Origin of the sequence: Streptomyces griseicoloratus (assembly GCF_014534645.1) — a bacterium.
Classification (GTDB): domain Bacteria; phylum Actinomycetota; class Actinomycetes; order Streptomycetales; family Streptomycetaceae; genus Streptomyces; species Streptomyces griseicoloratus.
The window spans coordinates 286,259-300,045 of the sequence record NZ_JACVQF010000200.1 but is presented as its reverse complement, the minus strand read 5'-3'; the positions used below and the strand labels follow the sequence as shown (position 1 = coordinate 300,045).

Here is a 13,787-nt window from a genome sequence, read left to right as displayed (position 1 = left end):
TGTGCGGGCCTCGCGGTCGGGGCTGGTTCGCCGGTGCGGGCGGCGGCTGCCACGAGCCGGGGATCACCGCGTCTGGTCGCCTGGGCCGAGGCCGGGCCGCTCGGGCATGGCGAGATGGGCGAGGTCCCGCGGGGGAGGGGTGGTGACGGGCCACAGCGGCGCCGGGGTGCCGTCCGCGATGGCGGCGGGAGCGTCGGTCAGGTGCATCCGTTCGCGCAGCCGGCCGTAGAAGTCCATGGGTCCCAGGCGTACGGCGCGAAGTCTGCGCGGGGCCGGGTAGACGCCGATCCAGTCACCCGGGTCGAGGACGCCGCGCAGTTGGCCGTCGATGCTGATGGCGGCCCTGCCCGAGCGTTCGAGGACACGCAGCCCGACGGGTTCGTCCGGGGCGGCCACGACGGAGCGGTTGAACGTCATGTGGGGTGCCACCGGTGTGAAGATCACGGCGTCGGCCCTCGGCGAGACCACGGGCCCGCCGGCCGCGAAACTGTAGGCGGTCGAGCCGGTGGGCGTGGCGACGAGCAGTGCGTCGGCGGAGTACGAGGCCAGCAGACGGCCGGCGAGATAGACCCCGACCGACACCTGCCGGTCCCTGACCAGCTTTTCCAGCACCACGTCGTTCAGCGCGGCCACATCCAGCGGGATGCCCCACTCATGGCCGGCTTCGCAGTCCGTACGCACATGCGGCGGCGGCAGGAGAGGCCCGCGCCCATAGCGCATCAGCGACTCCATGTCGGAGGGCACGACCAGGCGGCGCGAGGACCGCATGGTGAGCAGCATGCGCTGCTCGACCTCCATCCGGTCCTCGCCCACGGCGTCCAGCGCGGCGCGCACCCCCGCGGCGGGAACCTCCGTCAGGAAGCCCACCCGCCCGAGGTCGACCCCGAGGACCAGTGCGTCGACGGCGGCGGCGAGCCGGGCACCGCGCAGGAACGTGCCGTCACCGCCCAGGGTGACGATGAGGTCCGGGTCGCCTGCCGCCGCCATCTCCTCGCGGGCGCTGTGCCGTCCGCCGTCGTTCCACACGTCGATGTCCTTGCACCGGACCGTGTGTTCGTGGCACCACGCCCGTACGACGTGCGCGGCCTGGACGGCCTCCGCACGTCCGCCGTGCACGACCAGGCCGATGCGACTCACCGACACGTCCGCCTCCGGCCTGCCTCAGCGCCCGTGCCGCATCCGCGCCGGGGCCATGGCGTCATGCGTGCGGGTGGAGTACGACCTTGGTGTAGCCCTCGACCCGCTTGTCGAACTTCTCGTACGCCGTCGGAGCCTGGTCGAGGGGCAGCTCGTGCGACACGACGAAGCTGGGCTTCGCACGGCCCTCGATGATCAGGTCCCGGAGCTGACGGTTGTACCGCTTGACGTTGCACTGCCCGGTGCCCATGCGCAGTCCCTTCTCGAAGAGACGGCCGATGGCGACCACCAGCATGCCCTGCCTGGCCTGCTCGTCCGGTCCGCCGGGATCACTCGGGACGTACAGCCCCGGCACGCCGAGGGCGCCCGTCGGCCGTACCGTCTCGACGAGCGAGTTCAGGACGGTCGCCGGCTCCTCGCGATCCTCACCGCGTGCCTGGGCCTGCGCCTGGTAGCCGACGGCGTCGATGCCCTTGTCCGTGCCCTGGCCCGCGGTCTGCTCCTTGATCTGCTCCGCCGCGTTGCCCGCGGTGAAGTCGATGGGCACGGCACCGATCTCCGCGGCCTTCTGCAGGCGCTCGGCCACCCGGTCCACCACGAACACCTTGCTCGCACCGCGCAGCATCGCCGAGTAGGCCGCCATCAGACCGACCGGGCCGCCGCCGTACACGGCGACGCTCTCACCGGGCCGTACGTCCGCCAGCTCGTTGCCGTGGTAGCCGGTCGGGAAGATGTCGGCGAGCAGGACGAAGTCGGTCTCCATCTCGGTGCCCTCGGGCAGCTTCAGGCAGTTGAAGTCGGCGTACGGCACCCGTACGTACTCGGCCTGGCCGCCGGTGAACGGGCCCATCGCCACATAACCGTAGGCACCGCCGGCGAACCCCGGGTTCACCGTCAGACAGAACCCCGTGTAACCCGCCGTGCAGTTCTTGCAGAAGCCGCAGGCGACGTTGAAGGGCATGACGACCCGGTCCCCGCGGCTGAGCGACGTCACACCGTCACCGGTCTCCTCGATGACTCCGAGGTTCTCGTGGCCGAACACGATGCCCGGCTCGGCGGCGGTGCGTCCCTCGTACATGTGCAGGTCGGAGCCGCAGATGGCGGTGGACGTGACACGGACGATCACATCGCTCGGGTGCTGGATCCGGGGATCCTCCACTTGCTCGACCGCCACTTCGAACGGTCCCTTGTACACGACGGCCCTCATGCTCCAGCACCTCCACTAGACGTGCCTGATCGCTCACAGTCGGGTACAGCAGTTTTCTGTGTTGCACCTCATACTCCAGACTCGTCCATGATGAGAGGATTTGCACCAGGGCCGCTGGGGTCCTGTCACACGCATTCCGGAAGGTGCAGAATCTTGTCGCGACGTCTCGGCACACTGCTCGTCCCGGTACCGGGCCTGTCCGGGACCACGTATCCGGTGGGGACCCGTGTCGCCATCCGCGGCACCGGTGGCTCCGTCGACGGTTTCGTCAACGGCGACTGGCTGCCTCTCGCCTGGTGGGAGTTCGCCGACGTCCGGCAGGACGACGCCGCGGACATGTGACCCCTGTCACGCCGATGACCTCCGTGGGCGCGCCTACAGTGCCGTAGACGCGCCCACGGTTTTCCCGGAAACCGTCCGCCGGGCTCAGCTCAGCGGCTGCACCCGGATGTCACGGAACCGGACCTTGTTCCCGTGGTCCTGGAGGCGGATGGCCCCGGCCGACGGGCCCTCGGGCGCGCCCGCGCCGGTCGGGCCGTCGATCACGACGTCGTCGTGGATCTTCCGGCCGTTCCACACCACGGTCACCCGCGCATCGGCGGTCTTGTTGCCGCTGTCGTCGAATCGCGCCGCGCGGAAGGTGATGTCGTACGTCTGCCAGGTCTCCGGCGCCGTGGCCGCATTGACGTCCGGAGCCTTCTTCAGGTAGATCGCCCCGGCCTCGTTCGTGTCGAGCGTCGGGTCACCGTACGAATCGAGGATCTGCAGCTCGTACCGGTCCTGGAGATAGATTCCGCTGTTGCCCCGATCCTGGCCGGTCACGTCGTCGGGCAGGAGCGGGACCCGGAACTCCACGTGCAGCTTGAAGTCCTGGTAGGCGTCCTTGGTGCGGATGTCACCGCAGCACACCTCCATGGACTCCTCGGCGGTGAGCGGCCACTCGACCGGCCGTCCGTCCGTGTGCTGCCACTGCTCCTGGGAACCGGCGGTGCCGTCGAAGAGGGCGACGGCGGTGCCGTGCGGGCGCACGGTGATCAGGTCGAGATTGACGTGGCCGGAGTCGCCCGGATCGTACCGGTACGCGATGGTGTTCGTCCCCTCGCGCAGAGTCACGCGCTCGGTCTGCGTCGACCAGGCTTCCCACGTGCCGGTCGAGGCGAGTTTCGTCTGTCTCAGCTTCTCCCCGTTGACGTACAGCGACAGGGACTTGGTGCCCTGGTAGGGATTGGGCCCGTTGGAGTAGCGCAGGTTGACGTCGTAGTCGCCGGCCTCGGGGACGGTCACGTCGAAGGTCGTCGCGACCTTGCCCTCGGTGTTGTAGCGGTCGACGAAGCCGCTGCCCGAGTAGCCCGAGTGGTCGGTGTTGACACCGGCCGTCCCGGTGAGCCGCGCCTCCTCGGCCTCGTACAGCGTGGCGGGCGGGGGCTGCTTCCCCGGCAGCGCGTTGAGCGTGTACCAGGCCTCGGTGCTCCACAGCGCCTCGCCGGACGCGGACGCGAACGGCCGCGGTGAACGCAGGTGCACGACGCGGCCGGGCTCGAGCCCGTCGAGGCGCAGCCGGACCGTGCGCCCGTCGTCGGCGAGCGTCGCCGAGCGAACGGCGAGCCGCTCCTCCGCGATCTTCGGCCCTCCGTAGTCCCGCGTCGGGGTGTAGCGCCACTGCTCGGCCTGGTAGCGGGAGGCCAGTTGCTCCGCGGTGGCCTGCGACAGCGGCTGGGTGTACTCAAGGTCGAAGCCGCCGGGGACGGCCCGCATCTCCTTGATGTCGAAGGTGTTGCCGCCGTTCGGCGTGAGCTTCTGCAGCCCGAACTTCAGCTTGCCTTCCTGGCCCCAGTTGCCGTCGGCGCCGAGGCCGCCCGCGTAGATCGCGCCGTCGGGGCCCATGGTGATCCGGTTGACGCCGGCTTCGAGTCCCTGCGTGTAGCGGAACACGGCGCCCTGGTACTGCCCCTTGACCTTCTCCAGGTACGCGCGCTGGAGTCCGCCGTAGGTGACGTCCCCGAGCAGCATCTGTCCGGCGAAGCGTCCCTTGGTCAAGTACAGCGGTGTGCTGGGGGAGTTGGCGATCTCGTTCTGGGGCAGCCACAGCACCGGCTGGGTGACGGAACGGTCGTCGAACGGGCCCGCCGGCTCGGTGTAGTGGTTGAAGAAGCGGTCCTGCTTGATCTGGACGAGCTTCGAGGCGGGCAGCCAGCCCCCTTGGTTGTCGGTGGTGAAGATGGTGCCGCCGGGGCCCCAGCCGATGCCGTTCGGGGTGCGCAGGCCGCCCGCGACCGGGTGGATCCTGCCCGTCTTCTTGTTGATCTTGTACGTGGTGCCGCGGCCCGGCGCCGGCTGCGGAGTGGTGGTCGCGCCGCCGTAGTTGATGGCGACGGACAGGTTCACGTAGAAGTGGCCGTCCCGGTAGAGCAGCCCGAAGGCGAACTCGTGGAAGTTGCCGCTGTACGGCCAGGTGGCGACCGTACGGTACTCGTCGGTGACGAAGTCCCGGTTCTTGTCGACGAGTTCGGTCAGCTCGTGCTTCTGCGAGACGTAGAGCGAACCGTCGACGTACTTGATGCCCATCGGCTCGCGCAGCCCGCTCGCCACCTTCTTCACCGTCACCTTTTCGCGACTGGTGTCTCCGGTGACGTGGTCCAGGAGGTACACCTCACCCGCCGTGGTCTGGGACCCGCCCCAGGTGCTGATCGCCAGGCGTCCGTCGGGCAGCCAGTCCATGCCGGTGACCTGGGGCTCGAAGCCGTCCGGGCGCAGGTCGGTGAGGTCGAGATCGGGGCGCACGCCGGTCAGCGGCAGGCCGTCGCCCGGGCTGTCCGCTCCGCCCTCGCACTCCTTGCGTCCCGGAGCGGTGACCCGGACGACACCGGCGTCGGTGCTCAGGGCCTCGCTCGGCACGATGCCGAAGGCGTCCGCGCCCGGCGGCCGCCAGGCGAGCGAGAGGCGCTGCTCGCCGCCCCGCTCGAAGTAGTCGATGCGGAACGGGTGCCGTCCGGCGGTGAGTTGGACGGTGCCGTCCTTGGGTTCCGCTGCGTGCAGTCCGTCGTGATCGATGACCGTGCGGTCGTCGACGGTGAGCCGTGAGCCGTCGTCGCTGGTGAGGCGGAAGGTGTACGTCCCGTCTTCGGGGACGACGAGGTAGCCGGAGACCTCGGCGACGAAGTTGTCGGCGAAGCCGCCGAAGTCGCCGGCCGTGGACCAGTCGACGGTCGGCATCAGCTTGTCGTGGTTGGGCGTCTGGCCCGGCTTGAGCGTGCACAGCTTGCTGAGCGGCACCTGGGTGTCGAAGACCCGCAGGGTGACGCCGGGTTCCTGGGGCGGGATGTCGTCGGGGGCCGCGGCGGACGGCGGCGCCGCCCACACGCCCCCGGCGAGGAAGGCTCCGACGAGCAGGGGGGTGAGCCGTCTTCGGGCACGCTGGAACAGCCGTTGATGCATCGGTCCTCCAGAACGGGACCGGAGGCCGCCGGATCGCACTCCGGTCGAGCTGCGCGCCTCTCCGCGGGTGCGCGGGGAGGCGAGTACTCCTGCGCTTTCGCCGATACGCTAGGGACTTCTCACGGGCGCGTCCATACTTTGTCATGAATAAGTTCAAAGTCTGTCGGGAGCGGGCTTCCACGGGCCGTCAGTAGCTCAACGGAGCGCCGACGGAAGGTCGTTGGGAGGGAGGGCGGACACAACTCTGCCGGTGGCGAACGGCTCCGGCAGAATGTGTCAGGCGAATATCACGGACTTCGCCCGGAGGACGGCTGGTCGACTTATCTTGGTCGAGGGAACTCCGGCGCAGTCATTCATGGGCCCACCGGGGTGCACAGCTTCGCCGGAGTGCCGCTCCTGCCGTTTGGGGGCGACGTGAAGATCGAACTGCGTCAATTGGCTGCCAGCGTGCTGTTCGACGTCCCGGACGCCATGCACGAGGAGATCATCACCCTCATCGACACCGTGGCGACGGTGCCGGCAGCGCAGGTCTCCGACCTGGCCGCGGCGTTCGGTGACTGGTGCTGGCTGGTGTACACCACTCACGGTGACGTGGTCGAAGTGCTGGACGTCGGTTGCGCGCGATGAGACCGGGCCGCGCTCACTCCGATTCGCCGGGCACGGGGAGGGGCTGCCGCCACGGCGTGGACGTGTCGATCTCCGGTGCCGCCCCACGGAGCCTCCGCGCCGTAGCATCGGCCTCCGCAGCGGAGCGAGATGAGACGGCGAGGAGCCGGAAGGGAGCGGAGGCCCGGAGTTCGACGCACACCACGGGTCTGCCGGGCCGTACGGCGACGAAGTCCTCACCGGCCTGATGGCCGCGCACCCCGAGGCACACGGCGCCGGGAACGGTGATGCCGCGCTGCTGGGTTCCCCGCAGGGCGCGCCACCAGTCGGGTTCGACCGTCACCCGGCGCACCGCCGCCAGCGGCACACGCACACCGCTCCGGCGGGCGGCGGCCCGTTCCCACCACACCAGGCGTACGACCAGTTGATCACCGGCGACGAGTATGCGCGCCATCGTTCAGCACCTCCCCTCCATCATCGCTCCGAAGGGGCGATGAGGCAGGTGTACGCTCCGCTCGTTCCGACGCCGATACGAGCGGCCCGTGGAATCAGGTCCGGGTCAGGCCGGCCGACGGCCGCCATCGAGCAGGCCGGGTCACCCACCACCTTCGCGGCAGCCATCCGCCGAGCGGCGGCCACCGCGGCCGACGACGTGTACCACGTCGTGGTCGCCGGTCCGCTGCTGCTCGGTTCCGGCACAGGGGTCGAGGTGAACCTCGGGGTCGGCGTCGGCGTCGGCGTCGCCGTCGGCATCCGCTTGTCCGGCGCACGAGACCGTGACGGTGCCGGTTCGGGTGCCTTCTTGGTGTGTGTGGGTGGTTTGGGAGTCGCCTTGGGCGGTGGGTGGGGTTCGGGCGTGGTTCTGGGCGGCCGCAGCACGGGTGGTGTGGTCGTGGCGCGGGCGTGGGGCGGTCTCGGTGCCGGTTCGGGCGTCCTCTTGGTGGCAGTGGGATGTCTTGGCGTCGTCTTGGTGGCAGAAAGACGTTCGGGTGCCGTCTTCGTGGCCGCGGGACGTTCGGGCGCCGTCCTGGTGGGAGCGGGACGTTCGGGTGTCGTCCCGGGCGTCCGCGCGGCCGGCGGAGCGGGTGGCGTCCGGGGGCGCGGCGGACGATCGCTCGGCGGCGCCGGTTGCCGGTGACCGGGCGTTTCAGGCTGCGGGGGCTCCAGGGGAGTGCGGGTCGGCCTGGGGTGTGCCGTACTTGACGCGGTCGGCGAAAGGGACAGGGGCGGTAGCGGGGCCAACGTCGGCAGCGACAGGTCGGTCGAGGGCGACGGTATCGGGGCGGGCTCTTCGCCGTCCGGGGCGACCAACGTCCACACGCCGAGGCCGCCGAGGACCAGCACGGCGGCGCCGCCGGCGATCCACGGGGCCCGGCGGGGCGGACGTCGGTGACGGTTCATGGTTCTCACTGTCACCTGTGGGCCGACCGGCCGCTCGTGGCGTCCGCCGTACGGCGGACGGCAGCGGCACCGGATCAGGACACCGGCTCAGTCACTCGCCGCCGGTGTCAGGGAGAGGTCCCAGTACTCGGCGTAGCGGCCACCGGCCTGGAGCAGTTCGTCGTGGCTGCCGTCCTCCACGATCCGGCCGCCGTCCAGGAAGACGACGCGGTCGGCGCGTCGGACGGTCCGCATCCGATGCGCGACCATCACCACCGTCCGTCCGGCCATCAGCCGCTCGATGCCCTCGTGGACGGCCGCCTCGTTCACCGGGTCCAGAGCGGAGGTCACCTCGTCCAACAGCACGATGGGCGCATTCTTCAGCAGCGCTCGCGCGATCGAGACGCGCTGGCGCTCACCCCCCGACAGCAGTGCGCCGCCCTCGCCGACGTTCGTCGCCCATCCGCCGGGCAGTCGCTCGATCACCTCGTCCAGCCGCGCCGCGGTCGCCGCCGCCCGCACCTCGGCCGCGCCGGCATCGGGACGGCCGAGGCGCACGTTCTCCTCGATCGTCCCGTCGAAGAGCCAGACGTCCTGGAAGACGATGGCGATCTGCGCCATCAGCACCTCCGGGTCGATGGCGCGTACGTCCACGCCACCCACACGCACCGCGCCCGTGTCCACGTCGTGGAAGCGTGCGAGCAACTGCAGCAGTGTGCTCTTGCCGGCACCCGACGGCCCGACCACGGCCAGCCGCTGTCCCTCGGGCACGGACAACGACACGTCGTCGATCACCGTGCGCCCACCGCGGTGGAAGGTGACGGACTCGAACCGCACGTCGCGGCCCACCGGCTGGACCGGTTCGGCAGCCTCCGGCAGCGGCTCGGTGCGCAGCACCGTGTCCAGCCCCGCCAGCACGGTGCGGGCACCGCGCAGGCTGCCACCGATGTCCGACAGCGACAGCAGCGGATCGGCACAGCGCGCGGCCAGCACCAGGATCGTCAACGTCTCCGCGGCGCCGATGCTCCCGCCGAGCGCCAGGTGGGTGCCGAGAACCAGCAACACCGTGAACATCGCCTGCACCGTGAGCGTCAAGCCCAGGACGCCGGGCAGCGCCGACCGGGTCGAACGCCGGGACGCGCGCTCGACGTCCCGCAACGAGTCGTCGAGCAACCGGAAGCGTTCGGCGGTCCGGCCGCCGGCTCGCAGCACCGGCTGGGCCTGCAGGTATTCGACGACCCGTGCGGTGGCCTCCTGGTCGCGTTCGGTGCGTTCCGCGTCGCCCGCCGCCGTCGAGCGTGCCGTCCGGATCTGTATCGCCGCCACGACCGGGGCGGCGGCCAACGCCGCCAGTCCCAGCTGCCAGTTGAAGGCCAGGATCACGACGGTGATCGTCAGGGGAGTGACGCAGGCGGAGACGAAGGGTGCCAGCAGATGCGCGATCACGCTCATCGCCTGCAGCACGCCACGGCTGGCCAGCACGGACACCTCCCCGACGCGACCCGACTCGTACCACCCGACGGGCAGTCGGGCCAGATGATCGCCGAGACGGTGGTACAGACCCCGCAGCAGCGCGGCCCCCACGCGGAAACCGGACAGATCGCTGATGTACCGCAGCGCCGCGTAGGCGGCGACGGCGGCTCCGAACGCGGCCAGCCAGGGCCAGGCATCCCCGGGCGTACTCCCGAACAGCGCGTTCAGCACCGGTACGAGCAGCGCGTAGGACAGTCCCTCGGCGATCGCGGTCGTCGTCATCAGGGCCACGGTGCGACGCAGCGGCCGGGCGTACTCGCGGCCCAGCACGCGCAGCAGCATGCGAATCATCGGGTCTCGTCTCCTCGTGACGCGCCGGCGTGGGTTTCGGTCCGGTCGGCGACCGCCGGCCGGTGGGCGTGCCAGAACGCGGCGAACCTCCCGTTCCGCGCCGACAGTTCGGCGGGGCTGCCGCGCTCGACGACCGACCCGTTCTCCAGCATCACGACGGTGTCGGCGCCGGCGACCGTCTCCGGGCGATGGGCGATGAGCAGAATCGTCCGGTCGCCCTCCAGCGAGGCCAGGGTTCGGCGCACCGCCCGTTCGGTCTGCGGGTCGGCGAAGGCGGTCGCCTCGTCCAGCACCAGAACGGGGGTGTCGGCGAGCAGCGCGCGCGCCAGCGCGATCCGCTGCGCCTCCCCGCCCGACAGTCCCGCGTCTTCACCGATCACCGACTCGTACCCGCGGGGCAGTTCGAGAATCCGGTCGTGCACGTGCGCCAGCCGGGCGGCGCGGACCACGTCGTCGAGGCCGGCATGCGGTACCGCCAGCGCGATGTTGTCCGCGACCGACGCGCGCAGCAGGCGAACGTCCTGGAAGACGAAGGAGACCGTGCGGTAGAGCTCCCGGCTGTCGAGCTCGCGCAGATCGACACCTCCCAGCGTGACCGAACCGTGGGTCGGGTCGAAGAACCGCGGCAGCAGCTGAACCAGCGTCGACTTCCCGCTGCCCGAAGGCCCGACGACCGCGGTGACCGTGCCCGGCTCCAGCACCAGGTCGATCCCGCGCAGCACCTCGTGATCGGCTTCGTAGCCGAAGCGGACGCCCCGCAGTTCCACCCGATGGCCCTGCGGTGCCACCGGATGCTCGGGCTCCGGCAGCGACTCCACCTCCAGTACGTCCCGGATCCGGCCGACCGCGCGCCGGGCGGCCTGCATGTCGTCGAAGCCGTGGCCGAGGGCCGCCACGGGAGCGGTCAGGCCAAGTCCGAGCAGGAGGAAGGGCAGGAGGTCGGCCGGGGCCATGCCACCGTTCGTGATCAGAGCCGCACCGCCGGTCAGCACGGCCAGCAGCACGAACGGCGGCGACAGCGCCAGCTGCATGCCCGCGGCGATCCCGGAGACACCACGCACCCACCGGGAGAAGGTGTCGACGAAATCGTCCGCGGCCGTGAGGAATCTCCGGTGGGCGCGCCCGGATCCGCCGAACGCCTTGACCACCGAAATGCCCTGCACGAACTCGACGACGGAATGCGCGATCCGTCCCATGGCCCCGTCGAACTCGCTCTGCTCGCGCTGCCGGGCCGGGGTCATCAGCAAGGGAACCAGCGCCACGGCCAGGGCCACCGGTATCAGGGTGATCAGCGTCAGCCGCCAGTCGACGGTGAGCAGGTAGACCAGGGACACCAGCGGCACCACGAACGCGGAGACGAGTTCGCCGGGTGTGTGGGCGATGAACGGGTGTACGGCGCCGACGTCTTCCCCGACGACCTTCGCCAGCTCACCGGTCCGGCGCCGGGAGAACCAGCCGAGCGGTACCCGTCCCAGCCGCGCCGCCAGTTGCCGGCGCAAGGACAGTTGCACCCGTCCGTCGAGTACGTGCCCGATGCCGGACGACGCGGCCGTGAACAGCAGTCGGACCGCCAAGCCGGCCGCCCCCGCGATCACGACGGTCCAGACGTGACCGCGATCGACCGGCCCGGGCGCCAGCAGCGCACGGCCCAGTTCGACGACCGCCAGCAGCGGCGCCAGGCCCGCGACGGCGCCGATCACCTGGAGGACGACCACGGCGGCGAAGGTCCGGCCGTAAGGGCGCAGCAGTCCGGAAACACCCTCTCCCGCCGGGGAACCGGCGTCCGACGGCGGCGCGGACTGTGCGCTCGCCTCGGCGAGGTCGGTGGCGTTCATCGATCTCCCGTCTTCGTCGGTCTCGTCATGACCGGGCCCGCCTTCCTGCCGGTCACGGGGCCGTGTGCGGTGTGTGGGCCGCGGCGAACGCCAGGAGCAGCTCGGCGGTCCGCAGTGGCTCCTCCAGCGGGGGTGAGTGGCCGACACCGGCGAGCATCTCGATCCTGGCGCCGGGGACGACGCGGTAGTCGGCGGCGGAGGAGGAGCGCCATCGCCGGTCCTGGTCACCGAAGATCACCAACAGGGGCTTGCCGAGCGTGGCGAGCCGGTCGGGCAGGGGCCGCTGCCGGAGGTAGTCGACGGCCGCCCCCGACGCGGCGGTGAACGCGTGGTGGGTCATGCCGCGCACGTCGTCGACGACCGCCTGAGGGATGGCGACGTCACGGGTGACGGCGGTGGCCGCCGCCCTGCGGATCAGGGAGTCGGTGCGCAGCCGCCACAGCAGTCGCCCGACGACGGGCATCGGCAGGAGCCGGTTGACCGGACCCTGCGGAGTGTGGGCGTCGAGACGGGGACCGGTGTTGATGAGGGCCAGGGCGGTCACCAGGTCGGGCCGTCGCTCGGTGAGTGCGGTGGCGACCGAGCCGCCGGTGGAGTGGCCGGCCACGACCGCGTGGCGGACACCGAGCCGGTCCAGCACCTCGCCGACCCGGCGCCCCTGTTCGGGGATCCGGTAGTCGGCACCCGCCGGCTTCGCGGACCGGCCGTGCCCGAGCAGGTCGACGCGGATGACGCGTCGGCTGTCGGCCAGCGCCGGGACCAGCGGGTCCCAGAACCTGCCCGAGGCGGCGAACCCGTGAATCAGGACGAGTGCCGGGGCGCCGGCCGGGCCGTCCTGTGCGACGTGGAGTTCTCCGTCGACGGCGGACGGGGCCGGGTTCCCCGGGGCCGGCTTCCCCGCTGCCGGGGCATCGTGGAATCGGAGGCGGAGCGGAGTCCGCGGGTTCTTGACCATGTGCCCACCCTGGAGAGGCGGTTCGGGGCCCGTCTTGCACGAATGTCGCGGGCGGCCGCCGCGTCTCACATCGGTCCGCCGGGGGAGGGGATGCTCGTAGCATGAGGTCATGCGGTCTGCCGGGTACAAGCACGCTGTCTTCGAGGTCGTGCCGCCGTCGCGGCCCAGCCGGTCGAGGGGCGTCAGCATGGCTGGATTCCACGATCACGGTCCCGTGCCGAAGGCCATGCGGGCGATCCCGCATCCGGCCGTGACCCTGGCGCTCGACTTCGGGCCCGGCAGGATCGTCGCCGACGACGCGACCGGCCGCCGACGGGGAAGTCTCGTGGCCGGGCTGGCCTTCGAGGACCTGCGCGTCAGCGGCCGGGACGTCGAAGTGGTGCAGGTACGCCTGTCCCCGGTCGTCGCGTACTCGGTGCTGGGCGCCTCCCCGGCAGACCTTCAGGGCGCCGTGGTCGCCCTCGACGACCTGTGGGGCCGGGACGCGGAGCGGATCCTGGAGCGGCTGAGCGAGGCCCGTTCGTGGCAGGACCGGTTCGCGCTGACGGACGACGTGCTCGCCCGGCGGCGCGAGGCAGAACGGCCGGGACGGTCCGTGCCGCCCGAGGTGGCCCGGGCCTGGGACAGGATCATGCGGAGCTGCGGGCGCATACAGGTCGAGACGCTGGCGGCCGAGGTCGGCTGGAGCCGCAAGCGGCTGTGGTCCCGGTTCCGGTCGCACATCGGGCTGACGCCCCATCGGGCGGCGAAGCTGGTCCGCTTCCACCATGCGGCGCACCGGTTGGCCGCAGGCCACAGCCCCGCCCTGGCAGCGGCCGAGTCCGGCTACTACGACCAGTCCCATCTCCACCGGAACGTCCAGGCGTTCACCGGAGTCACGCCTGTCACACTGGCCGACGAACCGTTTCTGGCGGTGGACGACATCGCCTGGCCCGGCCACGCCCCGCCCGTCACGAGGACCGACCGTCAGTAGGGATGCCGGGGCGCGGCGGCAGGGGCCGTCGCCTGCCGCCTGTTCAGCTTCTCCAGAACCCGGTCGCGAAGCAGCTCGTACTCCTCGCGCAGCCTGCGCCACTCCGTCACGGGCGGGCGGGGTATGACGACGCCGCCGGTGACGACTTCCTCCGGCCCGAACTGCTCACGGGTGAGGTCGATCTCGATGCCCATCCCCAGGCGGTTCCACCAGTGGTAGTCCACACGCTCCCCGTCGACGTGGACCTCCCCCCTGATCAGCTCGCCTCCCAGCAGGTCGTTGAGGACCATGGCCGTCACGCCGCACTGGTCCCTGGCGGGGTTGTCCTCGCTCCAGCGTGAACGGAACTCAGGAGTGCACGTCTCGGCGCTCCAGCTGCTGCGGACGGCCTGCTCGATGTCGGTGAGAAGCAACGGTGTCATGCCGGTGATCCTG

Annotated in this window: 11 protein-coding genes; 3 read left to right on the top strand and 8 right to left on the bottom strand. The window is 71.0% G+C overall.

What is annotated here, in order from left to right; translation table 11 throughout:
- Positions 1-63: 63 nt before the first annotated feature.
- Both H0H10_RS21825 and H0H10_RS21820 read right to left on the bottom strand, forming a co-directional pair.
- Positions 64-1,143 (bottom strand): NAD(+)/NADH kinase, encoded by a 1,080-nt coding sequence (locus tag H0H10_RS21825; RefSeq protein WP_188182709.1) that lies wholly within the window; start codon positions 1,141-1,143, stop codon positions 64-66.
- Between the two features lie 55 nt (positions 1,144-1,198).
- Complete coding sequence (locus H0H10_RS21820) at positions 1,199-2,344, bottom strand: glutathione-independent formaldehyde dehydrogenase (RefSeq protein WP_188182708.1); 1,146 nt, start codon at positions 2,342-2,344, stop codon at positions 1,199-1,201.
- Positions 2,345-2,494: 150 nt separating this feature from the next.
- Here H0H10_RS21820 and H0H10_RS21815 point away from each other — a divergent pair, with 150 nt between their 5' ends.
- Positions 2,495-2,686 carry a hypothetical protein gene (locus H0H10_RS21815; protein ID WP_188182960.1) on the top strand — a complete coding sequence of 64 codons (192 nt, stop codon included), beginning with the start codon at positions 2,495-2,497 and terminating at the stop codon, positions 2,684-2,686.
- An 84-nt stretch (positions 2,687-2,770) separates the two neighbouring features.
- Here the strand turns inward: H0H10_RS21815 and H0H10_RS21810 are convergent, their stop codons facing one another.
- Positions 2,771-5,779 (bottom strand): 3-keto-alpha-glucoside-1,2-lyase-like domain-containing protein, encoded by a 3,009-nt coding sequence (locus H0H10_RS21810; RefSeq protein ID WP_188182707.1) that lies wholly within the window; start codon positions 5,777-5,779, stop codon positions 2,771-2,773.
- 414 nt (positions 5,780-6,193) lie between these two features.
- Between H0H10_RS21810 and H0H10_RS21805 the strand changes: the two genes are divergently transcribed.
- On the top strand, positions 6,194-6,406 hold the full coding sequence (locus H0H10_RS21805) for a hypothetical protein (RefSeq protein ID WP_188182706.1): 213 nt from the start codon (positions 6,194-6,196) through the stop codon (positions 6,404-6,406).
- 13 nt (positions 6,407-6,419) lie between these two features.
- On the opposite strand, the gene H0H10_RS21800 is transcribed toward H0H10_RS21805, so the two are convergent.
- The 4 genes from H0H10_RS21800 to H0H10_RS21785 form a co-directional block, all read right to left on the bottom strand.
- Complete coding sequence (locus H0H10_RS21800) at positions 6,420-6,839, bottom strand: hypothetical protein (protein ID WP_188182705.1); 420 nt, start codon at positions 6,837-6,839, stop codon at positions 6,420-6,422.
- 1,034 nt (positions 6,840-7,873) lie between these two features.
- On the bottom strand, positions 7,874-9,589 hold the full coding sequence (locus tag H0H10_RS21795) for an ABC transporter ATP-binding protein (RefSeq protein ID WP_188182704.1): 1,716 nt from the start codon (positions 9,587-9,589) through the stop codon (positions 7,874-7,876).
- Positions 9,586-11,424 carry an ABC transporter ATP-binding protein gene (locus H0H10_RS21790; protein WP_188182703.1) on the bottom strand — a complete coding sequence of 613 codons (1,839 nt, stop codon included), beginning with the start codon at positions 11,422-11,424 and terminating at the stop codon, positions 9,586-9,588. Before H0H10_RS21790 ends, H0H10_RS21795 begins: the two co-directional genes overlap by 4 nt.
- 52 nt (positions 11,425-11,476) lie before the next feature.
- Positions 11,477-12,379, bottom strand: a complete 903-nt coding sequence (locus tag H0H10_RS21785; RefSeq protein WP_188182702.1) for an alpha/beta fold hydrolase — start codon at positions 12,377-12,379, stop codon at positions 11,477-11,479.
- 109 nt (positions 12,380-12,488) lie between these two features.
- Between H0H10_RS21785 and H0H10_RS21780 the strand changes: the two genes are divergently transcribed.
- Positions 12,489-13,352 (top strand): AraC family transcriptional regulator, encoded by an 864-nt coding sequence (locus tag H0H10_RS21780; RefSeq protein ID WP_188182701.1) that lies wholly within the window; start codon positions 12,489-12,491, stop codon positions 13,350-13,352.
- Here the strand turns inward: H0H10_RS21780 and H0H10_RS21775 are convergent.
- Positions 13,346-13,774, bottom strand: coding sequence for a YunG family protein (locus tag H0H10_RS21775; RefSeq protein WP_188182700.1), 429 nt, complete (start codon positions 13,772-13,774; stop codon positions 13,346-13,348). The two genes, H0H10_RS21780 and H0H10_RS21775, sit on opposite strands and share 7 nt — an antisense overlap.
- Positions 13,775-13,787 lie beyond the last annotated feature (13 nt).

Excerpts from the sequence above, each read along its gene's own strand:
- H0H10_RS21785 (WP_188182702.1), bottom strand. The coding sequence starts at position 12,379 with ATGGTCAAGAACCCGCGGACTCCGCTCCGCCTCCGATTCCACGATGCC.
- H0H10_RS21790 (WP_188182703.1), bottom strand. The coding sequence starts at position 11,424 with ATGAACGCCACCGACCTCGCCGAGGCGAGCGCACAGTCCGCGCCGCCG.
- H0H10_RS21775 (WP_188182700.1), bottom strand. The coding sequence starts at position 13,774 with ATGACACCGTTGCTTCTCACCGACATCGAGCAGGCCGTCCGCAGCAGC.
- H0H10_RS21800 (WP_188182705.1), bottom strand. The coding sequence starts at position 6,839 with ATGGCGCGCATACTCGTCGCCGGTGATCAACTGGTCGTACGCCTGGTG.
- H0H10_RS21810 (WP_188182707.1), bottom strand. The coding sequence starts at position 5,779 with ATGCATCAACGGCTGTTCCAGCGTGCCCGAAGACGGCTCACCCCCCTG.
- H0H10_RS21780 (WP_188182701.1), top strand. The coding sequence starts at position 12,489 with ATGCGGTCTGCCGGGTACAAGCACGCTGTCTTCGAGGTCGTGCCGCCG.
- H0H10_RS21820 (WP_188182708.1), bottom strand. The coding sequence starts at position 2,344 with ATGAGGGCCGTCGTGTACAAGGGACCGTTCGAAGTGGCGGTCGAGCAA.
- H0H10_RS21795 (WP_188182704.1), bottom strand. The coding sequence starts at position 9,589 with ATGATTCGCATGCTGCTGCGCGTGCTGGGCCGCGAGTACGCCCGGCCG.